This window comes from Secundilactobacillus sp. MJ173 (assembly GCF_059704265.1).
Genome location: NZ_BAAKGN010000076.1, coordinates 1 through 22,095 on the forward strand (window position 1 = coordinate 1; position 22,095 = coordinate 22,095).

A 22,095-nucleotide genomic window follows, 5' to 3' on the forward strand; every position below is an offset into this window, starting at 1 on the left:
TTTTTTAATCACATTTATATTAGAAAATTAAAAATTAGCGAGTGAAAAAGCGTCAACCAAGCGTGAGTAGGTGTCATGTCAATCAGCTCGGTGAGTGTGGTAAAATTAAAAAGACGAAATTAGTGTGAAAGTGAGGCCCTAGCTTGATATACGGAATTGGAGTAGATCTTGAAGAAATTAACCGTATCCGTGAGATAGCGGATCAAGAGCGGTTTGTTAAAAAGGTATTGACGCCCAGCGAAATAGCAGTTTACCAAACTTTAAATACGAAACACCGTGCAGAATTTCTTGCTGGTCGCTGGTCTGCTAAGGAAGCATACAGTAAAGCTTTTGGAACCGGCATTGGTCGCGCAGTTTCGTTTCAAGATATCGAAATTTTAGATGATGAAACGGGTAAACCCGAACTGGTGAAGCATCCTTTTAACGGCAAGGGATTTGTTTCAATATCGCATACTCGTGAATTAGTAATGACACAAGTCTTGCTAGAAGGAGACTCAGCAGAATGACAATTGGTATTCATCGGCCTACTCAGTTGATTATTGATCAGTCGGCCATCTATCATAATATTGCTACCGAAAAAGCCCGGTTGAAACCCGGCGTTGAACTTTTTCAGGTCGTCAAGGCGGATGGTTACGGCCACGGTCTGATTCAAGTCGCTAAGGTAGCAGAAAAAGCGGGAGCAACCGGCTTTTGCGTGGCTATCTTAGATGAAGCGCTAACCTTGCGAGAGGCTGGCTTTAATCTCCCCATTTTAGTGTTAGGCATTACTGAGCCACAGTTTGCAGACCTGATGGCAAGTCAGCAGATTTCAGCCACGGTGGGGTCGATCGATTGGTTAGAAGAGGCCAGTCGCTATTTGACTGAAAATCATTGTTTGGCCGTTCACCTGGCATTGGATACGGGTATGGGACGAATTGGCTTTCAGCATCCCGAAGAGTTACACCAAGCCGTTCAGTACCTTGATCAGAAACCACAGTTTAACTTTGAAGGGATCTTCACTCACTTTTCCAAGGCAGATGCGGCTGATACTGCTTATTTTGAACTGCAGATTAATCGGTGGGAAGCGTTTATGGCGGTTTTACCCTCTCGTCCCAAGTACGTGCATGTTTCTAATTCTGCTACCAGTCTTTGGCATGATGCCTGTAATGGCAATATGATTCGCTATGGGGTAGCAGCGTATGGCTTGAATCCATCTGGTACAGAGTTAACCGTCCCTTTTTCATTGAAACCTGCCATGAGCCTCAAAACTAAAATGGTGTTTGTTAAAAAATTGCTCAAAGGCTATTCTGTGAGTTATGGCGCTACGTACACGGCACAAGAAGATGAGTGGGTAGCAACACTGCCGATTGGCTATGCCGATGGCTATGAGCGCAGGTTGCAGGGCTTTCATGTACTGGTTAACGGTGAGTTTTGCGAAATTATTGGTCGGGTATGTATGGACCAGCTGATGATTCGATTACCGCGTGAATTTCCGGTTGGAACATCGGTAACCGTGATTGGTGAAGATCATGGCAAAACGATTAGTTTGCAGGATGTGGCCGATTATTGTGGGACTATCCATTATGAAATCGCCTGCGGTTTTACTCAGCGATTAAAACGCACTTATCTTAACTAAATCTCAAGCGGACCTTTTACCCAATCAAAACCGGGCAAGGGGTTCTTTTTTATTGATGGCAATGGTAGAATTATAAGAATGAGTAACGGAGAAATAGGAATCTATCATGAGAAGTTATAGCATACTAGGTATGTTCATTGATTAGTATGGTTATCAATGTTAAATTGTTTGGGATAGGCCTAGATTCTAGCTTCTCAGGTCTCAGCTTTCAACTGATTTAGGATTATGACAGAGTCTTTGATCACCGGATACCAAAAAGTAAGTCACTCAATTATTGCTGGCGGATCATAACGAGTAGTGGCGAATGAACAAGGGGATGAAAGGATGGCAAATGATGAGATCAAACGCGGCGATATTTATTATGCCGATTTGTCGCCTGTAGTTGGATCGGAACAGGGTGGCGTTAGGCCGGTATTGATCGTTCAAAATAACATTGGTAACCACTACAGTCCAACCGTAATTGTGGCTGCCATAACAGCGCGGATTTCGAAACCTAAAATGCCGACTCACGTGCCAATCAAAGCTCATCATACTGGTATTGAAAAAGATTCGGTGATTTTGTTGGAGCAGATTCGTACGATTGATAAGCAACGACTAAAGGATCATGTGGCACAGCTAGATGATGTTACCATGCAACAAGTTGATCACGCTTTAGAAGTGAGCATCGGGTTAAACAAAAAGAGTGATTATAAGCAGCATAAACGAGCTTAATTTCTTGAAAAATTACATAGTGACAAAGTGAAACATTATTTAATTAGTCTCTAAAATAACAGCAAGATAGCGCCCGATTCCGTGAAAACTCTTGGAATCGGGCGCTATCTTGCTGTTTGAATGAAAACTTAAATTAATAGGCTAACTTAACATTAAATCTCGTGATTTAAATTTTCAATTTCGGATACCTTGAAATCTTTTCGTTCCAAAGCATGAACAATGCGATCAAGTTTTGTTTGATCAACGTCAGCTGGTAGGGTGAACATGATTCGATGAACTAATTCCCCATCCCGGGCGTCAAGACTGATCACACTGGCGATGCTGGTGTACTTGGTTATAATCTTGGCAATACCCACTAAATCACCACGGGTACCTGGCGAAACAACGGTAACCACGTAGGAACCAATGTTGACGTTCCACGATTGTGAAAGCATATCCATCAGTCGAGTATGTGTCAAAATACCATAAAACTTATTTTCCGCGTCAAGTACCGCAATGTATGGGAGATCTTTAATCGAGAAGAAGACGTTGAAGAAGGCAGCATCGATTTTGATAAATTTGGTGGCGTTTTTTAATAAGGTTGTCACTGGCAATTTCATGTCACCGCCACGTGACTTATGTCGATAGATATGCATCTTGTAGATGTTACCCCGGAAAATTGTCCCGGTTTCATCTAAAATTGGCACACAGCGATAACCGGAATCTTCAAGTATCTTAAGAGCTTCTTCTAAAGTGACGTTTTCCTGTACGGTCACGAGTCGCTCTTTAGGCTTGATCAAGGATTTCAACAACATTGGGTGTAACCTCCTAATAATTAGAACTCTCTAATAAACTAGAAATATCATAACATAAAAATCACCCGAGAAACAACTGAATAGCGGTTTATTGGGGAATAATCGCTGGTGAATCAAATTAGAATACGTAAAATCTTAGCGTAGCGGTAGAATTAAAAAACGGCCATCAGAGCTTCGTCTGAATCCAATCAAAATAAAGCACCTGCTGATCAGTCAAAACTGAATAGCAGGTGCTTTATTTAAGATAATGACATGGGTTAGTAGATAACAACTGGTGTGTGCAATGGCACTGCAGCGTAAACTTTACCAACAACCGATGGTGGCGTATTGACACAGCCATGTGAGCCGTGTGTGAGATACCAATTACCACCATAGCGTGGTTGCCATGGCGAATCATGAATCCCAACACCCGTATCATCGATTGGCATCCAATATTTCACGGGTGACGCGTAATTAGAACCATCGTCGTTCTTACCACGTAACACAGCGTTACGCTGTTTGCTCCAAACGTCCCAGACACCGGATGGCGTTGTACCAGAAACGGGTTTCCCCGTAACGACATCAGTTGAAATAATCACCTTGCCATTTTTGTATACCCACATGTGCTGGGCAGGTTTGGAAACTTCAATATAAGTATTGCCAAGATCAGAGCCATCTTTGTGGTAGCCAGTACCTTGAATAACAGGTGTCCTGGTAATAGGCTTGCCCGCTAGCACTGCTTTTGAAAGAATCGGTGTCTCAGAAGCAACTTTAATGCTCCAGCCGTATAAACCAGCAGGTACGTTAACGGTTTTACCATCATGAGCTTTAAAATGACGGGTTTTGTGAATCGTACCATACTGATAACTTAGTTTAGTCAAATATTTGGTGATTTGCGCATTTGAAGTTGTGACATGACCATTCTTAGTCGTTAGCCAACTGGCGATTGTGTCTTTAGGAATCTGTACCGAATGATTTGTGATCCGGTAGGTGATCTTATTCTTGGCTAATTTTTCAACTTTTGTTTTTGCGCTAACCAGTAATTTGCTGTTAGCCAAAACGGTTGGCTTCACGTAAGCCTGTTTTAAATTAATCGTTGATTCATGAGTTTCAATCGCTTTAGTGAGGGCAGCCTTCACGGAAGCTTGGGAGATTTCAGTACCATAAACCGGTTTTTCAATGGTAAATTGATGTCCTTTGTACACCAGTTTAGCATTATGAGTTGCCGTCCGGTTAGTACCAGCAACTTGGACAATTTTATTGGCTAACGCAGTTAAATCTGAATCGTCCATTGCACTGGCACTGAGTCTTTGATCATCAGCCGAAGCACTGAAAGTGTGCATTGGCCAACTATAGGCATTTTGCTTGGCAATCAGCTGTTTAAGTTGAGTTGTTGAATAGGCCTTGACACCAGCTTCACGGGAAGTGAATTGAGCCAGTGTTTTTGAATGTTCCTCAACTGTATAAGTTTGATTAGACAGTTTCGTTTTTAAAGTCTGGGCTGCCTGTTCGGCAGTCTGGCCACCTACTTGAATACCACCGATTTGGGTGTCACTCAAGAAGTGACTATTATAATGGGCCGTTCGCCAACCGTAACCAATTGCAAGAATCGCGATTACAGTTAAACCCGCGGAGACCCAACGTGATCGATGTGTCATGTTCTGATCCTCCTTATGGTCATCTATAAGGATAAGGCATATTCGACTAAAACTCAATTCACCTTGATTAAAAAAGTACCCCCTAAAATAGGAGGTACTAGTCTTGATGTCGCAGACTTTGACTAATTATCAGCCGTTTAGTGCCGCCAAACCATCTTTTGTAACTTTCTTTAAAGTATCTGCTGATGCTTTCATCTTTGCTTGTTCTGCTTCACTTAATGGTACCTCAATCACACCAGCTAGGCCGGTTGCGTTAATGATCCCTGGTGTACCAATGAAGATATCATCAAGACCATATTCGCCATCTAATGCTGCACCAACAGGTAGAATTGCATTTTCATCACGGAAAATTGCTTTTGTGATCCGCATCAGGCTGGTAGCAACGCCATAGTAGGTAGCTCCCTTAGCGTTAATGATTTCATATGCCTTATGCATCGTTTGATCCTCGATCTCGTCAAGATCTGCATCGGTGATACCATTTTCCTTTGCAACTTGGCGAAGGGGTTTAGAACCAATAGTTGCTTCATCGTAGGCTGCGAATTCAGTGTCACCATGTTCACCTAAAATGTAGGCGTCGATACTGCGGGGATCCAAGTTCAGTTTCTTACCCAACGCGACACGTAACCGAGAAGTGTCTAACGAAGTACCTGAGCCAATCACACGGTTCTTAGGAAAACCGGAGAATTTCCAAGTTGCGTAGGTTAAAATATCTACCGGGTTAGCTGCAACCAAAAAGATACCGTTAAAGCCAGAATCAACAACTGGCTTTACAATGGAACTCAGTATCTTTAGATTTTTATCAACTAAGTCTAACCGGGTTTCTCCAGGCTTTTGAGGTGCACCGGCTGTAATGACAACCAAGTCGGCGTCCTTGGCATCGCTGTATTCCCCCGAGTAAACCTTTTTAGGTGATGTGAATGCCTGGGCGTCCTCTAAATCTAGTGCGTCTCCGTGCGTGCGTTCCTTAATAACATCGACGATTACTAACTCCTCCGCAAGTCCTTGTTGCATCATTGCAAATGCGTAAGCTGATCCCACGGCACCGTCCCCAACTAGGACAACTTTTTGATGCGATTTTGACAATGTACCCACCTCTTTCAAAATAGTTAATCTTTTACAGGGGTAGTTTATCATGAAATAGTAAGCGCTTACCAACAATTGATGCTATGAAATGCAACTTTCATTATGTAACTTTGTGAAAGCTAATGTTTTCGGCAATCCGTGTGATTAGTGGAATAGACCTTCGCCTGAAACTTGACTGCACAAGTCAGTATTCAAGCTGTGGGATTCGAAACGGATGATTATTCTGATTGAGACAAGATAATATGCACAAAGCGGTGACGTATGCTATACTTTGTCTTGATATTTGTGCTTAGAGTTCGTAAGAATCTTTTACGCTGAACGGTTGAAACTACCGTTCAGCTATTTTGCATGTTTTAATGTAAAAATGATAGGAATAGGGAGCGTATTTAATAATGAAAATGATCGTTGGACTTGGAAACATTGGTCCACAATACAAGCAGACACGACACAACACCGGTTTTATGGTCGTGGAGCAATTCGCACAGAAAGCGGGTTTGCAGTTTACTAGCCGGAAGATGGAAGCTAAGCTGGCCACTGGTCAAGTGAACGGTGAAAAGGTGATGTTAGTTGAACCAACCACCTTTATGAACGAGTCAGGGCGAGCAGTTGGCGCACTCATGCACTTTTACAAGCTGGACATCGACGATTTGATCGTGGTTCACGATGATATGGATATGCCTCTAGGGCGCATCAGAATTAGACCAAAGGGTTCTGCTGGCGGTCATAATGGCATTAAGAGTATTATTGCGGCTTTAGGAACTTCGGAATTTAACCGGATCAAGGTTGGTATTCAGCATCCGCAAAAGAGCACGGTGGTCAACTATGTGCTTGGCAAATTTACCGAAGAACAACGTGCGACGTTTAATGTTGCCGCGGACCATGCCGTTTCAGCACTGTTTGATTGGGTTGATGGTGAAACGATTCCCGATTTGATGAACCAGTATAATTAGTAAAGGAGTGAAGCTTAGTGCAACTTGCAGATTTTTTTGCAAATATGCCGCAGTATCAGCAACTCGTGACAGGCTTTGATCAAAAAGGCCGTGAGCTGTTAACGGGTATCGCTGGATCAGCGCGGTCATTATTGATTCAGACTTTGATGCAAAAAGAACAGCGCCCCATGATCTTTGTGACTGACACCATGTATCACGCTGATCAGCTGACAGATGAGTTGAGTGGTCAGCTGACAGATGATCAGTTATTCGAGTTCCCAGTTGAAGAGCTGTTGGCTGCAGAGATTGCCACTAGCTCTCCTGATTTTCAGAGTCAGCGGATTCAAGCGCTCAGCGCATTAACTCAGGATAAACCGGCTGTCATTGTGACGTCGGTTTCGGGTTTGCGGCGACAATTACCGGATCCCCAACTATTCAGTCAGGCCCAGATCCCATTAAAGACGGGCGGCGAGGTTGACTTAGAAGCCTTAACTGCACGCCTTTTGCGGATGGGTTATACCCGACAAAAATTAGTGGACGCGCCAGGTGATTTTGCCATTCGGGGTTCGATTATTGATGTTTATCCGTTAGATACAGAATATCCCGTTCGAGTAGACTTATTTGACACCGAGATCGATTCACTGCGTTACTTTGATGCCAGTACCCAACGGAGCGTAGAAAATATTGACGCCGTTACGATTCACCCCGTTACTGACATGTTGATGACACCGGAGGAGCGGCAGACGGCTGCTGATGAACTCAATAAGAAGTTAACTAAAGAACGAAAAAAATTGCCTGATGAAGATGGTGAGCAACTCGCCAACAGTATTACCCCCTTGATTGAATCCTTAACTAAGGGGGATGTTTCTGCTGAATTAAGACTGTTTGCTCACGACTTCTTTGGTAAGACTAACCTGTTAGACTATTTGGGTGACAATGGGTTATTACTGATCGATGATTATCCCAGACTGCGTGATACCAATAAGCAACTGGAAACGGATGAGGCTAACTGGATCGTTGATAAGTTAAGTGCGCACCAGATTTTTAGTGAGCAGCAGTTTGGTTTACGTTTCCAAGACGTGCTGAAACGTGATCATCATGCCGAAATTTTCTTTGCTCTCTTTCAAAAGGGTATGGGGAACATGCGCTTTGATCAACTGATTGAAATCAAGACACGTGCCATGCAGCAGTTCTTTGGTCAAATGCCGCTTTTAAAGCAGGAAATTAACCGTTGGCAAGCATCGAAGCAAACCGTTGTCATGATGATGGCTGACGAAGAACGGCTCAATAAAGTCTCACAAACACTTGATGATTTTGGCATTAACGCCGTGATGACTAAGGCTAGTGATATTCAGCCCGGTGTCGTTCAAATTATCCCAGCGGCCAGTCAGACTGGATTTGAATTGCCGGATGCTAAGTTAGTTGTTATTACTGAAGCAGAAATGTTTAAGCAGGTGACGAAACATCATCGTCGCCGGCAAACCATGCAAAATGCAGAACGACTAAAGAGTTATACGGATTTGAAGCCTGGCGACTACGTGGTTCACGTCAATCACGGGATTGGTCGCTTTGAAGGCATGCAGACACTGGAAGTTGATGGTGTTCATCAGGATTACATGACCATTGCCTATCAAAACGATGCCAAGCTGTTTATTCCAGTTACTCAGTTAAACTTAATCCAGAAGTACGTTTCTTCAGAAGACAAGAAACCGCATATCAACAAATTGGGTGGCTCCGATTGGGCCAAAACCAAGAAAAAAGTTGCTGCCAAAATTGAAGACATTGCGGATGATTTAATTGAGCTTTATGCCAAACGTGATTCAGAAAAGGGTTACGCCTTTCCTCACGACGATACTTACCAGGAAGAATTCGATAATCAGTTCCCGTATTCAGAAACACCCGACCAATTGCGGAGTATTGAAGAAATTAAGCATGATATGGAAAAGGCTAAACCCATGGATCGTCTACTTGTTGGTGATGTGGGTTACGGTAAAACTGAAGTTGCTTTGCGAGCTGCTTTTAAAGCCATTGAAGCTGGCAAACAAGTCGCCTTTCTTGTGCCGACAACGATTCTAGCGCAACAACACTTCGACACTATGACCAATCGGTTTGAAGGCTTTCCTGTCAATGTTGCCATTTTGTCTCGTTTCCAAACAACCAAAGAAGTTCATCAAATTATTCATGGTCTAGAAGATGGTAGTATCGATGTCGTGGTGGGGACTCACCGACTTTTGTCGAAAGACGTGAAGTTTAAGGACCTTGGACTGCTGTTGGTTGATGAGGAGCAGCGTTTTGGCGTTAAGCATAAAGAAAAGCTTAAGCAGATGAAGTCCCAGGTGGATGTTTTGACGCTGACAGCAACCCCGATTCCCCGTACGTTGCACATGTCGATGCTTGGGGTGCGAGACCTTTCAGTTATTGAAACGCCACCAGCCAACCGGTTCCCGATTCAAACCTACGTTATGGAACAAAATGCCGGTGCGATTCAAGACGGTATCAGGCGAGAACTGCAGCGTGGCGGTCAGGTCTTTTACCTGCATAATCGGGTTGGAGACATTGAGGAGACCGTGAGTCAGATTAAAGCCTTAGTTCCCGATGCGGAAGTGGGCTACATTCACGGGCAAATGACCGAAGCTCAGCTGGAAGGCATTTTATACGACTTTATTCGCGGTGATTATGACGTTCTAGTCACCACTACGATTATTGAAACGGGTATGGATATTCCAAACGCAAACACGTTATTTGTGGAAGACGCTGATCACATGGGGCTTTCGCAGTTGTATCAGCTACGGGGACGAATCGGTCGAAGCAACCGAGTAGCCTACGCCTACTTTATGTATCAGCCTAACAAAGTGTTGACAGAAGTTAGCGAGAAACGGCTTGAAGCCATCAAGGACTTTACTGAATTAGGATCTGGTTTCAAAATCGCCATGCGTGATCTGTCCATTCGTGGGGCAGGAAATCTGCTGGGTAAACAGCAGAGTGGCTTTATCGATTCGGTTGGATATGATCTATACACGCAAATGCTGACGGATGCCGTTTCCAAGAAACAGGGTAAAACGGCGAAGCCAAAGACGGACACCACTGTGGAACTTGGCTTGGAAGCTTATTTGCCAGATACTTACATTACCGATCAGCAGCAAAAGATTGAAATGTACAAACGGATCCGACAAATTGAAAGTCCTGAAGATATTACCGAAGTGCAAAATGATTTGATCGACCGGTTTAGTGAATATCCGACTGAGGTCGCCAATTTGTTGGCGATTAGTCAAATTAAGATTCAGGCTGATGAAGCGTTGATTGAAAAAATTCATCGCATTAAAGATCAAATCGAAGTGGTCTTCTCCGTGAAAGGGACGGAACGTTTTAGTGGCGAAGACGTCTTCAAAGCATTATCCAATACGAAGTTAAAGGCAACGGTTGGACTTTCAAATGACAAACTGGTAGTTAAATTAGTGATTCAACCGAAGATGACCGCGCAGAATTGGATGGCTGAATTGAATCAGTTCGTTAAAGCATTAAGTGACATGGCTGTTAAAACAACGACAAAATAGGTGGACTATGCAACGTAAAACAATGAAGACAGTGATGCAAGGTGCATTATTACTTTCTGTAGCATCGCTGATTGCCAAAATTTTGAGTGCAGTTTATCGGGTTCCCTTCCAGAACATGGTGGGGAATACGGGCTTTTATGTCTATCAGCAAATTTATCCCATCTATGGCATCGGAATGACCTTTGCACTCAGCGGTTTGCCAATGTTTATTTCGAAGTTAGTGGCTGAAAACGAAACGGCTGAAGCCAAACTAGCACTGATTTCTCGAATTTTCGTTATCTTGGCTGGTTTCTCATTAGTTCTGTTTCTGGGACTACAGGGATTCTCATTACCGATTGCCAGCGCAATGGGCGATCCTGGTTTGACACCGATTATTCGTTCGGTGAGTTGGATGTTTTTGTTTTCACCGTTTTTAGCGGTTAGTCGAGGTTATTTTCAAGGTGAATACGATATGCGGCCCACGGCACTTTCCCAACTGGTAGAACAAACCGTCCGCGTGATTGTGATTTTATTCGTGGCCTATTGGGCCATGAGACATCAGTGGGACGTTTACCGGATGGGGACGTGGGCGATGAGTAGTGCTGCGATTGCAGCGGTTTTCGCTACCATGGTGATGGTGTTCTACGTTCGCCGTCAGCGAGTAAAGGTGCTCGGATTCGCCTATCAACCTGGTGATCGAAGTTATGGTCATTTAGCAAAACGACTGCTGATTGAAGGCGGTACGATTAGTTTATTCGCTTCGATGATGGTGTTATTACAACTGGTTGACTCGTTTACAGTTATGCGGGGTCTCATGATCCAAGGACTGCCACCGCTGATTGCCAAATCAATCAAGGGGGTCTACGACCGTGGACAGCCACTAGTGCAATTAGGGTTGGTGGTTGCCACGTCATTTTCTTCCTCACTGTTGCCATCATTGACAGAATCACTGAATCACGGGTCGCGTCACCAATTTGTTCGGCAGGCAAATACGGTGATTAGGATGAGTGTGACCATTGCCACCGCCGCCGCAGTCGGATTGATTGCGCTAATGCCTGAAGCAAACGTTTTGTTGTTTGGCAATCAGCAGGGGAATGGCATGCTGTCGGTATACGTTTTAAGTATTGTGTTTGCGACGTTAATCATGATCGACAATAGTATTTTACAAAGCCTTAATCAGTTTGTAGTCACCATTGCCGGGCTAGTGATTGGCTTGGTGGTCAAAACGATCTTTAACCAGTGGGCAGTTGTTAGGTTTGGTGCAATTGGTGCCAGCTGGGTCACCGTTTTTGCTTTACTATGCATGGCTGGTTTTTTGACGCAGCAGTTGCGTAAAGAACAACTGATGGCTTTTAAACGGGGCTTTTTACTTAAACTGATCCTGATTTCGGCAATCATGTTACTAGCAGTCAGGGCTGTCATGCCACTGGGCAACTTATTAACTGCTGCTTGGTCACCAAGAATGACGGCATTATTGAATTCAGGGCTGGGTGTCATAGTTGGTGTACTGGTTTTTATGCTGCTTGCTTTAAAATTAAAATTACTAACGCTACGCGAGTGGCTGCTGCTTCCCAAAGCGGACCGCTGGCTACGCTGGTTTAAACAATAAACTCGGAGGGTTCACAATGAGATTAGATAAATTTTTGAAGGTTTCGCGAATTATCAAACGGCGCACTGTTGCTAAGGAAATTGCTGATCAGGGCCGGATCACGATTAATGATCGGGTGGCGAAATCATCTACGGATGTTGCACCCAATGATATTTTGGTGATTAAATTCGGTAACAAAACTTTGACTGTTCAGGTACTGCAACTACTGGAAACCACTAAGAAACAAGATGCAGAAAACATGTTTAAAATCGTTATTGAGGATTACGAAAAAGATTACCGTAACGAGTAAACAACATGGTTCCATAAGAGGTCGTTACATTTTGCACTTTAACTGATCAGTTTTGTACCGATACTATTACAGTTCTGTGACATTGCGTGAATCCGCTTTAAATCTCATAGACAACCCATAATATCGTTGATATACTTTCATTATAAGGATATTGACGTGGGGGGCGTTAAGATGGTGACACGATCAAACATTACACAGCTTGATAATCAGTACACAAGAGAAGTGAAGAAGAATACGCATAAGGCGGTACTAAGTAAGAAACGCAAAAGACGTGCACTGACGATTATTTGCGGTTTCTGTCTTGCTTTTCTCATTTTGGGTGTGCAAATCGTGCATGCCAAGAATACTATGAACCAGACTAACGTCCAAATTACACGTCAGCAGCAAAAGCTTGCACGGGTGAAGCAGACCCATCAGAATCTGAATGAACATGTCAAACTCTTGAATAACAAGGATTATTTAGAAAACCTCATTCGCTCGAAGTATTATTTTGCTAAAGCAGGGGAGACGATTTACAGTCTGCCTAACGATAAAGCAAATGATGTGACGGCAAAGTAGAAAAGTTGTATTAGAATTGCGGTGAAGCTGGTTTCAAGTGGGAGCTTGTGGACCAGCTTCCTTTTTACGTTTGAAATGAGATTTCGATTAAAAATCCGTGCCATGTTCAGGCTTGTTTGACAAGAAATGTGCTATACTATTAGTACAAATTTAAGGAGGAAATTCTTGTTTATGGCAATCGAGGTTGGAGCAAAAGTTGCTGGTAAGGTTTCAGGCATCACAAATTTTGGTGCGTTCATTGATTTAGGTGATCATAAAACTGGATTGGTGCACATCAGCGAAGTCTCAGATGGCTTCGTAAAAGATATTCACGATGTCTTAAGCATTGGCGACGAAGTGACGGTGAAGGTTCTCAGTATTGGTGATGATGGCAAGATTGCATTATCAATTCGTAAGGCTCAGGATAAACCTGAGGGCCATGCGGAGCACGAACATCATAGTCACGAGCATCATGAAAATAACAACAATTACCACGGTGGTGGCAACAGTCATTATCGTAATAGCAACAACGGTGGTGGACACTCCCGAAATAACAACCACTCGAATTCGAACCATAAGGAGAGTTTCGATGATTTAATGTCTGGCTTTCTGAAGGAAAGTGAAGACCGATTAGCAACCCTTAAACGTAATACTGAAGGGAAGCGCGGTGGCCGTGGTGGCCGTCGGAGCTAATTTATCAGATAACAATTGAACTGAAGCGTCCGTTTTTGTGAGGGATGCTTCTTTTTTTAATTGATGAGGAATACGAAATGGATATTGCAAAACAATTTAAGGCAACGATTACTCAGAAAGAGTGGTTTGATTCGAACCAAACCGTTATCGTTGCTGTGTCGGCTGGGGTCGACTCCATGGTACTTCTAAGGTTGATGCAGCAGTTGCCGGCCGTTGTACGCCCCCAAATAGTGGTTGCTCACGTTAACCATCAATTACGATTGCAAAGTAAGGTTGAAGAGCAATTTATGATCGATTACTGTCGGCAGTATCACCTTCAGCTGGAGGTAGCTCAGTGGCCGGTTGCTAATCATCCACAGACCGGAGTAGAGGCGGCAGCTCGTCGTTTTCGCTACGATTTTTTTGCAGAACTGATGCGGCAGTACCAGGCTAGTTGTTTGCTGACAGCTCATCATGCGGATGATCAAGCTGAAACGGTGTTGATGAAGCTTATTCGCGGAGGTCAGTTGACACAGTTGCAAGGCATTTTGCCCGAACAGTCCTTTGAAGATGGCAAATTAATTAGACCATTATTGCCTTTTAGCAAAGCACAGATTCAAAATTATGCAGAACAATCAAATTTAATTTGGTATGAAGATGAGACCAATCAAAAAGATAATGTGTTTCGCAATCGTGTCAGACATCAAGTGATACCGCTTCTTAAGCAGGAGAACCCTGCCTTTCTTGAGCACGTCCAGGCGTACACAGCACAGCTGACGGCAACCATTCAGTTAGCTGATGAGCGCACTCAGGAATTATTGCAGAAGATACGCAGTGATGGTGGGACGTACAGTGTTTTGCGGTGGCAAAAGCTAGCGTTAATTCAACAACGAGCGGTTTTAAAAGCGATTTTTAAGCGGGCTGATCTTCCCGTTACAGATGTCTATGTTGAAGAAACTATTCAGCTGTTAAATAATGAGAAAAAGCCCAGTGGTGAATTGAGTTTAGCTAATGGCAAGAGCTTAGAAAAAGTTTACGATCACTTTTCAATTAAATCGGGATTAAAAGTTCCCCAAAATCACAAACCGGCAGATAGAATTGTGGTAATATCTAACCAGTGGGTTCAGTTATCGCAGGGGTTACAAGCGCGTCTTGAATCAGCCAAAACAACCGAACAGTTGAAACGGTGTCACATGACACTTGAATTGAAGCCGGATGAACTGCCTTTAGTAGTTAGACAGGCTTTACCGGATGACCGCATTAGCCTTATAGGTGGTGGTCATAAGACCGTTCGTCGAATTTTGATCGATCATAAGATACCTCGGTCAAAACGGTCACAGCAACTAGTGATTGTGACGGCTAAGGGCGAAGTTTTGTGGCTGATTGGGTTGCAGCGCAGCACTCGGAATTTAACTGAACCTAACTACGAACTGGTTTTAAAACAATCTGACTAGAGGAGCAAATTTAATGAATAACGATATCGAACGTGTTTTATACAGCCAAGATGACATCAAAGCTGCCTGCCAACGTTTGGGAGCTGATATTACTCGTGACTATGCGGGTAAGAAACCGCTGTTCATCGGTGTGCTAAAGGGCGTTATTTTTTTCATGACTGATCTGTTACGAGAACTTGATTTTATCGCAGACATCGATTTTATTGACGTGTCCAGTTATCATGGCGGTACCGCTTCAACCGGAGAGATAACGTTAGTTCACGATATTGATACTGATATTAGTGGTCGAGACGTGATAGTGATTGAAGATATTTTAGATAGCGGCCGGACCTTAGCATACTTACGAGAGCGGTTATCTGAACGGCATCCTAAATCTTTAAAAGTCTGCACGCTTTTGGATAAACCAGAAGGCCGGGTAGTTGAAGCTAAGGCTGATTACGTTGGCTTTAATGTGCCAAACGAATTCTTAGTCGGCTACGGTCTTGATTACGTTGAATACTATCGAAATCTACCTTATGTCGGGGTTTTAAAACCGGAAGTTTACGCGAATTAAAAGATTGGTCAAAAAAGGTCAAATTTCCGAATAAAACATTAGTCAAATAAGGTCAAATGTGATAGTATAATTTTTATCAACGGGGGGAATCGTCCCTCAGTTTCGTTCCCAATAAACAGGGAATCGAAGTAAGGAGGCACTAAATGAACAATCGAAGAAATGGGCTTTTTCGAAATAGTCTTTTCTACATTGTGATCTTCTTGTTGGTCATGGGTGTTATTTACTTCTTTCAAGGAAATAACTCAAGCTCGCAATCCCAAGATATTCAATCAAGCGAGTTCATCCAACAACTAAAAGATAACAACGTAAAGAGCTTTTCCGTTCAACCTTCTGGTGGCGTTTATAAAGTTACCGGTGAGTATCGGACAGCTCAAAAGGCTAAGACCCAGACTGGTTTTACGCTCGGTGGCAATACCAGTTCTAAGGTTACAAACTTCAGCACTGCGATGTTGCAAAACAACTCCAGTGTCAGTGAAGTAACGCGTTATGCAAGGGATCATAACGTTAAGATGAACACCAAGCCTGAAGAGTCCAGTGGCTTCTGGGTAAACCTACTAGTTTACGTATTGCCTCTTCTCGCGTTCATTTTCTTCTTCTACATGATGATGGGTCAGGCCGGCCAAGGTGGCGGGAATGGCAAAGTCATGAACTTTGGTAAATCCAAAGCGAAGCCAACTGACAGTAAAGAAAACAAAGTTCGCTTTACTGATGTCGCTGGTGAAGAAGAAGAAAAGCAGGAACTGGTCGAAGTTGTCGAGTTCCTGAAAGATCCGCGCAAGTTCGTTTCGTTGGGTGCCCGGATCCCATCTGGTGTGTTACTAGAGGGGCCTCCTGGTACTGGTAAAACCTTACTTGCTAAAGCGGTTGCCGGTGAAGCTGGCGTGCCGTTCTACTCCATTTCTGGTTCAGACTTCGTTGAAATGTTCGTTGGTGTTGGTGCTAGCCGTGTTCGTGACTTGTTCGATCAAGCTAAAAAGAACGCGCCATCAATTATCTTTATTGATGAAATCGATGCCGTTGGTCGTCAACGTGGTGCCGGTATGGGCGGTGGTCATGATGAACGTGAACAAACCCTAAACCAATTGCTGGTTGAAATGGATGGGTTTACTGGTAACGAAGGTGTTATCGTCATGGCTGCTACTAACCGTTCTGATGTTTTGGATCCGGCATTGCTTCGTCCAGGTCGTTTTGACCGGAAGATCTTAGTTGGCCGTCCAGACGTCAACGGACGTGAAGCAATTCTGAAGGTTCATTCACGTAACAAACCATTAGCTAACGATGTTGATTTAAAGGAAATCGCTAAACAAACCCCTGGATTTGTCGGTGCTGACCTCGAAAACTTACTGAACGAAGGTGCGTTGTTAGCTGCTCGTCGAAACAAGACGCAAATTGATGCTTCTGATATTGATGAAGCTGAAGACCGTGTCATTGCGGGACCTGCAAAACGTAACCGAGTTATCAGTAAGAAGGAACGGGAAACCGTTGCTTATCATGAAGCTGGTCATACGGTCGTTGGGTTAGTCTTAAATGACGCACGTGTTGTCCACAAGGTTACGATTGTTCCTCGTGGCCGTGCTGGCGGATACGCTATTATGCTTCCTCGTGAGGATCAAATGCTTATGAGCAAGCGGGACGCCGAAGAACAAATGGCAGGTTTGATGGGTGGTCGGACAGCTGAAGAGTTGATCTTCCATTCTGAATCATCTGGTGCTTCGAATGACTTTGAACAAGCAACGCAAATTGCTCGTGCAATGGTTACCCAGTACGGGATGAGTGAAAAACTTGGGACAGTTGCCCTAGAAGGTGCTAACAGTCAAGAAGCAGCTGCTTATGGACAAGCACCAGCTTATTCACAGGCGACTGCTGCAGCCATTGATGAAGAAGTTCGTCGTTTGACCAATGAAGCTCACGAAACCGCTAGAAAGATTCTTTCTGAACATCGTGAGCAGCATAAGATCATTGCTGAAGCACTGTTGAAGTATGAAACGTTGGATGAAAAGCAAATTCTCAGTCTCTATAACACTGGTCAAATGCCAGATAAAAAGAACGACAGTGAATTTCCAAGTGAGAAGGCAGCGACCTTCGAACAATCTAAGCGTGAACTTGAACGGCGTGAAGCAGAACGTCAAGCTAAAATTCTAGCAAAGAATGAAAATAAAGATACCACTACGCCAACTTCAGATGATCCTCAGTCTGATTCGGATAGTGATCAAACCCCAGATCAGACTAATTCTGATGAGGGTGATTCTAGTCAACCAAAAGCTGGTGATCAAGCTGTTCATTCAGACGATGACAAGGATTAGAGTTAACGAAAAGCGCAGGCCGTGGGCTTGCGCTTTTTTGTGAGGTAAATTTGGAGAGTTAATGGAACGTAGCCTAATTAGGCTACAACGAACAGAGAGCCGCATATAGTGGTAAACCGGCATAAATCCAAGTGCGGGATTTTTGCCATTTTCCCACTACATTCCGCTCTCTAATCGTCAGCTTCCACACCTTGGTTTAATCAGGTTCCAGCTGACAGAAAGTTACATATAGCTGTGAATCGGTATAAATCCAAGCCCAGGATTTTTACCAATTCACAGCTATACTTCACTTTCTAACCGTCAGCTTCCACACCTTGTGTTATACTACTCTAGAAATTCTTTTAGGAGGACACTATGTCAGATTATTTACTTAAAAGCGTTGTTTACGATGGGCAATTCCGTGCCTACGCCGTCGATGCAACCGAATTGGTTCGAGAAGCTCAGCAACGCCACGATACCTGGTCCGCTGCTTCTGCTGCCCTTGGCCGGACACTCATCGCTACCCTTATGCTGTCATCATCTGTTTTAAAGGGTGATGATACTTTGACCGTGCGGATTAACGGTGGCGGCCCAGTTGGCGGTATCGTTGCTGACGGTAATGCTAATGGTACCGTTAAAGGATATTTACAAAATCCTCACGTTAATTTACCACTAAACAAGCTTCATAAAATTGATGTGGCTAAAGCTGTGGGTGTTAATGGTTCACTTTCGGTGACCAAAGATCTTGGCTTAGATAAACCGTATACGGGACAAGTACCACTAGCTTCTGGTGAAATTGGTGATGACTTTACCTATTATTTAGCTCAATCGGAGCAGATTCCTTCAGCTGTCGGGGTTTCAGTTTTTGTCAATGATGATAACAGTATTCAGGTTGCTGGTGGGTTCCTGGTCCAAGTTATGCCTGGTGCCAAGGATGAAGCAATCAGTCATCTAGAGAAGCGGTTGAAAGAAGTGCCGATGGTTTCTGAATTGTTGCTCGATGGTCAAAAACCTGAGGATATGTTGAACTTACTATTCGGCGAAAAGAACGTCAAAATTCTGGATAAGATGCCAGTTTCATTTAAATGTGACTGTTCAAAGGCACAGTTTAGTAAAGCTTTAGCAAGTATTTCTAAAACGCAGCTGGAGCAAATCATTAATGAAGATCATCACGCTGAAACTGTCTGCAATTTTTGTAAGAACAAGTATGAGTTTAGTGAAGCTGAGTTAAAAACAATTTTGGCGACAATGTAATTCGTTTGCTGTTAGTAGCCAGTTGTTATCAGAATGTGCTATGATAGCTAACGCAGAAATTAAGTTAGAGAGAAAATTTTAGAGGTGAGCATATGGAATGGCAAATTGGCGACGTTAAAATAGCAAATCAAGTCGTTGTCGCACCCATGGCTGGGGTAACTAACTCGGCTTTTCGGGTAATTTGTAAAGAATTTGGTGCAGGGCTAGTAGTTTGTGAGATGATTTCAGACCGCGGCATTATGTACCATAATAAAAAAACGTTAGATATGATGTTTGTGGATGCTAGCGAACACCCGATGAGCATCCAGATCTTTGGTGGCACTAAGGAAACCTTAGTCCAGGCTGCAAAGTTTGTTGATCAAAACACCGCTGCTGATATTATTGATATCAACATGGGTTGTCCAGTAAATAAAGTGGTGAAGACTGATGCCGGTGCCAAATGGTTACTGGATCCCAATAAAGTATATGAAATGGTTTCTTACGTGACTGATGCGGTTAAGAAGCCGGTAACAGTTAAGATGCGAACTGGTTGGGATGATAAGCATATCTATGCCGTAGAGAACGCCCTAGCTGCAGAGCGTGCAGGTGCATCGGCACTAGCAATGCATGGTCGGACTCGTAAGCAATTGTATCAAGGGCACGCAGATTGGGATATTTTAAAGGAAGTTGCTGATCAACTGACTATTCCATTCATGGCTAATGGTGACGTTAAATCAGCAGAGGACGCTCAACGGATGTTAGATCATACTGGTGCTGACGCCGTGATGATTGGGCGTGCTGCGATGGGGAATCCCTGGATGCTACGTCAAACTGAGCATTACTTAGCAACCGGCGAATTATTAGCAGAGCCGACGCCGGAAAAGAAGATTCAAACGGCAAAGGAACATTTACACCGGTTAGTTGAACTGAAGGGCGATTATGTAGGGCCGCGTGAGTTCCGCGGACAAGCAGCCTATTATTTAAAAGGTATTTCACATTCTGCACGGACCAAGGCAGCATTGAACAATGCGGAATCAGAACAGGAAATGAACGATATTTTCGATGCCTTTTTAGAAAAATTGGCAGCATTATCCGTTAATGGTCGATAATTTGAAAAAAGCAGGCAAAAGAGCTTGCTTTTTTTATTGAGGGTTGTCAAAATTAATAGCGGACTAGTTATTATAAGATGGAGGTATTAGTGTGGCTGGAAAAGATAAAGAAATGAACGACCAACTACGAGTTCGTCGCGAGAAGATGAACGAACTACGTGAAGAAGGGCTTGATCCCTTTGGTCATCGATTTGAAAGAACATACTTAGCAGCACAACTGCATGAGGAGTTCGGTGATGATGATAAGGACGAACTCAATGGCTTGCATAAGACTGCAATTATTGCCGGTCGGATGGTTTCTAAGCGTGGTAAGGGTAAAGTTGGCTTTGCTGATTTACAAGACCGCACCGGTAAAATGCAGATTTATGTCCGTAAAGATATTTTAGGCGATGAAGTCTACCATATTTTCAAGCGTTCTGATATTGGAGATCACCTTGGTATCGAAGGTGACATTATTAAGACTGACATGGGAGAACTCACCATTCGCGCTACGAAGTTGACGTTCCTTTCTAAAGCGCTACGGCCGTTGCCTGACAAGTTCCATGGTTTACAAAACAAGGAACAAATCTACCGTCAGCGTTATTTGGATTTAATTTCGAATCCAGAAAGTTTTGATCGCTTTAAGAAGCGCAGTAAGATTATTACGGCTATCCGCAGTTATTTAGATGGCAATGATTTTCTGGAAGTTGAAACACCCGTTTTGCATAATCAAGCTGGTGGCGCTAATGCACGGCCATTTATTACCCACCATAATGCGTTAGACATTGATCTTTACTTGCGAATTGCGTTGGAATTGCACCTAAAGCGTTTAATTGTTGGTGGCATGGAACGTGTCTACGAAATTGGCCGGGTATTCCGGAACGAAGGTATGGATACTCGTCATAACCCTGAATTTACCATGCTGGAAACATACGTGGCCTACTTTGATTTCCACGATGTGATGAACGAAACAGAAGGCATTATTAAAGCAGCTGCTAAAGCAGTGACGGATGATGGTGTCATTACTTACCAGGGTCATGAAATTGACCTAAAGAAGGACTTTGCACGGATTCATATGGTAGACGCGATTAAGCAGTATACTGGTGTAGACTTCTGGCCAAAAATGAGTGTTGAAGAGGCCCGTCAATTGGCCGATGATCACGGAATTCATTACGAAGAGTATTGGGCAGTTGGTCATATTATCAATGCGTTCTTTGAGGAACTGGTACAGCCAAAACTGGATCAGCCTACTTTCGTGTACGGCCATCCCGTTGAAATCTCACCGTTAGCTAAGAAGAATCCAGACGATCCTCGCTTTACCGATCGTTTTGAGCTCTATATCGTTGGCAATGAATTTGCGAACGCCTTTACTGAACTTAACGATCCAATCGATCAGCGTCAGCGTTTTGAAGCACAGGTTAAGGAACGTGCTGAAGGTAATGATGAAGCTGAGGGGATTGACGAAGACTTTATTGAAGCTTTGGAGTATGGTATGCCGCCTACTGGTGGTCTCGGTATTGGGATCGATCGGTTAGTGATGTTATTGACGGATGCTGAATCGATTCGGGACGTATTATTGTTCCCAACTATGCGTCCAGAAGAGTAGTAGATTAAAATCATGATAATCGAATAGATTGGGAAAATGGCTTGACTGCGAGTATAATAATGCTCGTGGTCAGGCCTTTTTCTTTGACTTATATTTTTGTACGAAAACGGGTTTAGCTAGTTGATGTTTGGTTTAAAGTTTTCTATATAAATGCAGTTAGAGTTCTCAATTGGGAAAGGTAGGATTTCTTAGTTGAGAGATGGTGAGTTAAGCAATGGGACGTCCATCTTTAACTGAAGAAAATCGCTTTTAAATCGTGCTTAGACAAAACATAGCGGATTTTTTAAAAAAGTTGTGTTTGGGTGTTGACCTCGCTTTAGATAGCTGGTATAGTAGTTATCGTTGTCAAAGAGATAACGTCTCCGACAGCTAACACATTTGAATATCTATTCAAATAAGTTATAAAAAAACGTTGACAAGAAACACGTCAACATGATATGATTTAATAGTTGTCGAAAGGCAATTAACAA

The 22,095-nt window shown here is 43.3% G+C and carries 18 protein-coding genes; 15 read left to right on the top strand and 3 right to left on the bottom strand.

Annotated features, from left to right (window positions below; genetic code table 11):
* Positions 1-143 precede the first annotated feature (143 nt).
* The 3 genes from acpS to AC6H04_RS12435 all read left to right on the top strand — a co-directional run bounded on the left by acpS (position 144) and on the right by AC6H04_RS12435 (position 2,326).
* A complete protein-coding gene (gene acpS, locus AC6H04_RS12425; protein WP_497571979.1) occupies positions 144-506 on the top strand; it encodes a holo-ACP synthase in 363 nt (120 codons plus the stop codon).
* The gene (alr, locus tag AC6H04_RS12430; RefSeq protein ID WP_497571980.1) at positions 503-1,615 is read left to right on the top strand and encodes an alanine racemase; all 1,113 of its coding nucleotides are present in this window, start codon (positions 503-505) and stop codon (positions 1,613-1,615) included. The genes acpS and alr overlap by 4 nt, the downstream gene beginning before the upstream one ends.
* A gap of 324 nt (positions 1,616-1,939) precedes the next feature.
* The gene (locus AC6H04_RS12435; RefSeq protein WP_497571981.1) at positions 1,940-2,326 is read left to right on the top strand and encodes a type II toxin-antitoxin system PemK/MazF family toxin; all 387 of its coding nucleotides are present in this window, start codon (positions 1,940-1,942) and stop codon (positions 2,324-2,326) included.
* A 152-nt stretch (positions 2,327-2,478) separates the two neighbouring features.
* Here AC6H04_RS12435 and cbpA read toward each other — a convergent pair whose 3' ends face one another.
* The 3 genes from cbpA to AC6H04_RS12450 all read right to left on the bottom strand — a co-directional run bounded on the left by cbpA (position 2,479) and on the right by AC6H04_RS12450 (position 5,891).
* On the bottom strand, positions 2,479-3,120 hold the full coding sequence (cbpA, locus tag AC6H04_RS12440; protein ID WP_497571982.1) for a cyclic di-AMP binding protein CbpA: 642 nt from the start codon (positions 3,118-3,120) through the stop codon (positions 2,479-2,481).
* Between the two features lie 257 nt (positions 3,121-3,377).
* On the bottom strand, positions 3,378-4,757 hold the full coding sequence (locus AC6H04_RS12445; protein WP_497571983.1) for a L,D-transpeptidase family protein: 1,380 nt from the start codon (positions 4,755-4,757) through the stop codon (positions 3,378-3,380).
* 129 nt (positions 4,758-4,886) lie between these two features.
* Positions 4,887-5,891: an L-lactate dehydrogenase gene (locus AC6H04_RS12450; RefSeq protein ID WP_497571984.1), complete on the bottom strand. Its 1,005-nt coding sequence runs from the start codon at positions 5,889-5,891 to the stop codon at positions 4,887-4,889.
* Positions 5,892-6,232: 341 nt separating this feature from the next.
* Here AC6H04_RS12450 and pth point away from each other — a divergent pair, with 341 nt between their 5' ends.
* From pth to lysS, 12 genes are all read left to right on the top strand, one after another.
* Entirely contained in the window at positions 6,233-6,790 is a 558-nt protein-coding gene (gene pth / locus AC6H04_RS12455) for an aminoacyl-tRNA hydrolase (protein ID WP_497571985.1), read from the top strand.
* A gap of 17 nt (positions 6,791-6,807) precedes the next feature.
* Positions 6,808-10,323 carry a transcription-repair coupling factor gene (gene mfd, locus AC6H04_RS12460; protein ID WP_497571986.1) on the top strand — a complete coding sequence of 1,172 codons (3,516 nt, stop codon included), beginning with the start codon at positions 6,808-6,810 and terminating at the stop codon, positions 10,321-10,323.
* Positions 10,324-10,330: 7 nt separating this feature from the next.
* A complete protein-coding gene (locus tag AC6H04_RS12465; protein WP_497571987.1) occupies positions 10,331-11,911 on the top strand; it encodes a putative polysaccharide biosynthesis protein in 1,581 nt (526 codons plus the stop codon).
* A gap of 16 nt (positions 11,912-11,927) precedes the next feature.
* The gene (locus AC6H04_RS12470; RefSeq protein WP_497571988.1) at positions 11,928-12,200 is read left to right on the top strand and encodes an RNA-binding S4 domain-containing protein; all 273 of its coding nucleotides are present in this window, start codon (positions 11,928-11,930) and stop codon (positions 12,198-12,200) included.
* A 171-nt stretch (positions 12,201-12,371) separates the two neighbouring features.
* Positions 12,372-12,758 carry an FtsB family cell division protein gene (locus tag AC6H04_RS12475; protein WP_497571989.1) on the top strand — a complete coding sequence of 129 codons (387 nt, stop codon included), beginning with the start codon at positions 12,372-12,374 and terminating at the stop codon, positions 12,756-12,758.
* Positions 12,759-12,929: 171 nt separating this feature from the next.
* Positions 12,930-13,430, top strand: a complete 501-nt coding sequence (locus AC6H04_RS12480; RefSeq protein WP_497571990.1) for a S1 domain-containing RNA-binding protein — start codon at positions 12,930-12,932, stop codon at positions 13,428-13,430.
* Positions 13,431-13,507: 77 nt separating this feature from the next.
* Entirely contained in the window at positions 13,508-14,863 is a 1,356-nt protein-coding gene (gene tilS / locus AC6H04_RS12485) for a tRNA lysidine(34) synthetase TilS (RefSeq protein ID WP_497571991.1), read from the top strand.
* 13 nt (positions 14,864-14,876) lie between these two features.
* A complete protein-coding gene (gene hpt, locus AC6H04_RS12490) occupies positions 14,877-15,416 on the top strand; it encodes a hypoxanthine phosphoribosyltransferase (RefSeq protein ID WP_497571992.1) in 540 nt (179 codons plus the stop codon).
* 143 nt (positions 15,417-15,559) lie between these two features.
* Positions 15,560-17,719: an ATP-dependent zinc metalloprotease FtsH gene (gene ftsH, locus AC6H04_RS12495; RefSeq protein ID WP_497571993.1), complete on the top strand. Its 2,160-nt coding sequence runs from the start codon at positions 15,560-15,562 to the stop codon at positions 17,717-17,719.
* A 354-nt stretch (positions 17,720-18,073) separates the two neighbouring features.
* Entirely contained in the window at positions 18,074-18,952 is an 879-nt protein-coding gene (gene hslO / locus AC6H04_RS12500; protein ID WP_497571994.1) for an Hsp33 family molecular chaperone HslO, read from the top strand.
* A gap of 92 nt (positions 18,953-19,044) precedes the next feature.
* Positions 19,045-20,040 (top strand): tRNA dihydrouridine synthase DusB, encoded by a 996-nt coding sequence (dusB, locus tag AC6H04_RS12505; RefSeq protein WP_497571995.1) that lies wholly within the window; start codon positions 19,045-19,047, stop codon positions 20,038-20,040.
* A gap of 112 nt (positions 20,041-20,152) precedes the next feature.
* Positions 20,153-21,625 (top strand): lysine--tRNA ligase, encoded by a 1,473-nt coding sequence (lysS, locus tag AC6H04_RS12510; RefSeq protein ID WP_497571996.1) that lies wholly within the window; start codon positions 20,153-20,155, stop codon positions 21,623-21,625.
* Positions 21,626-22,095 lie beyond the last annotated feature (470 nt).

Bases quoted from the DNA above. Each gene is read 5' to 3' on its own strand.
- pth (WP_497571985.1), top strand. From the start codon at position 6,233: ATGAAAATGATCGTTGGACTTGGAAACATTGGTCCACAATACAAGCAG.
- tilS (WP_497571991.1), top strand. From the start codon at position 13,508: ATGGATATTGCAAAACAATTTAAGGCAACGATTACTCAGAAAGAGTGG.
- AC6H04_RS12450 (WP_497571984.1), bottom strand. From the start codon at position 5,891: ATGATAAACTACCCCTGTAAAAGATTAACTATTTTGAAAGAGGTGGGT.
- AC6H04_RS12475 (WP_497571989.1), top strand. From the start codon at position 12,372: ATGGTGACACGATCAAACATTACACAGCTTGATAATCAGTACACAAGA.
- AC6H04_RS12435 (WP_497571981.1), top strand. From the start codon at position 1,940: ATGGCAAATGATGAGATCAAACGCGGCGATATTTATTATGCCGATTTG.
- AC6H04_RS12470 (WP_497571988.1), top strand. From the start codon at position 11,928: ATGAGATTAGATAAATTTTTGAAGGTTTCGCGAATTATCAAACGGCGC.
- hpt (WP_497571992.1), top strand. From the start codon at position 14,877: ATGAATAACGATATCGAACGTGTTTTATACAGCCAAGATGACATCAAA.
- AC6H04_RS12480 (WP_497571990.1), top strand. From the start codon at position 12,930: ATGGCAATCGAGGTTGGAGCAAAAGTTGCTGGTAAGGTTTCAGGCATC.
- cbpA (WP_497571982.1), bottom strand. From the start codon at position 3,120: ATGTTGTTGAAATCCTTGATCAAGCCTAAAGAGCGACTCGTGACCGTA.
- dusB (WP_497571995.1), top strand. From the start codon at position 19,045: ATGGAATGGCAAATTGGCGACGTTAAAATAGCAAATCAAGTCGTTGTC.
- hslO (WP_497571994.1), top strand. From the start codon at position 18,074: ATGTCAGATTATTTACTTAAAAGCGTTGTTTACGATGGGCAATTCCGT.
- AC6H04_RS12445 (WP_497571983.1), bottom strand. From the start codon at position 4,757: ATGACACATCGATCACGTTGGGTCTCCGCGGGTTTAACTGTAATCGCG.
- AC6H04_RS12465 (WP_497571987.1), top strand. From the start codon at position 10,331: ATGCAACGTAAAACAATGAAGACAGTGATGCAAGGTGCATTATTACTT.
- alr (WP_497571980.1), top strand. From the start codon at position 503: ATGACAATTGGTATTCATCGGCCTACTCAGTTGATTATTGATCAGTCG.
- ftsH (WP_497571993.1), top strand. From the start codon at position 15,560: ATGAACAATCGAAGAAATGGGCTTTTTCGAAATAGTCTTTTCTACATT.
- lysS (WP_497571996.1), top strand. From the start codon at position 20,153: ATGAACGACCAACTACGAGTTCGTCGCGAGAAGATGAACGAACTACGT.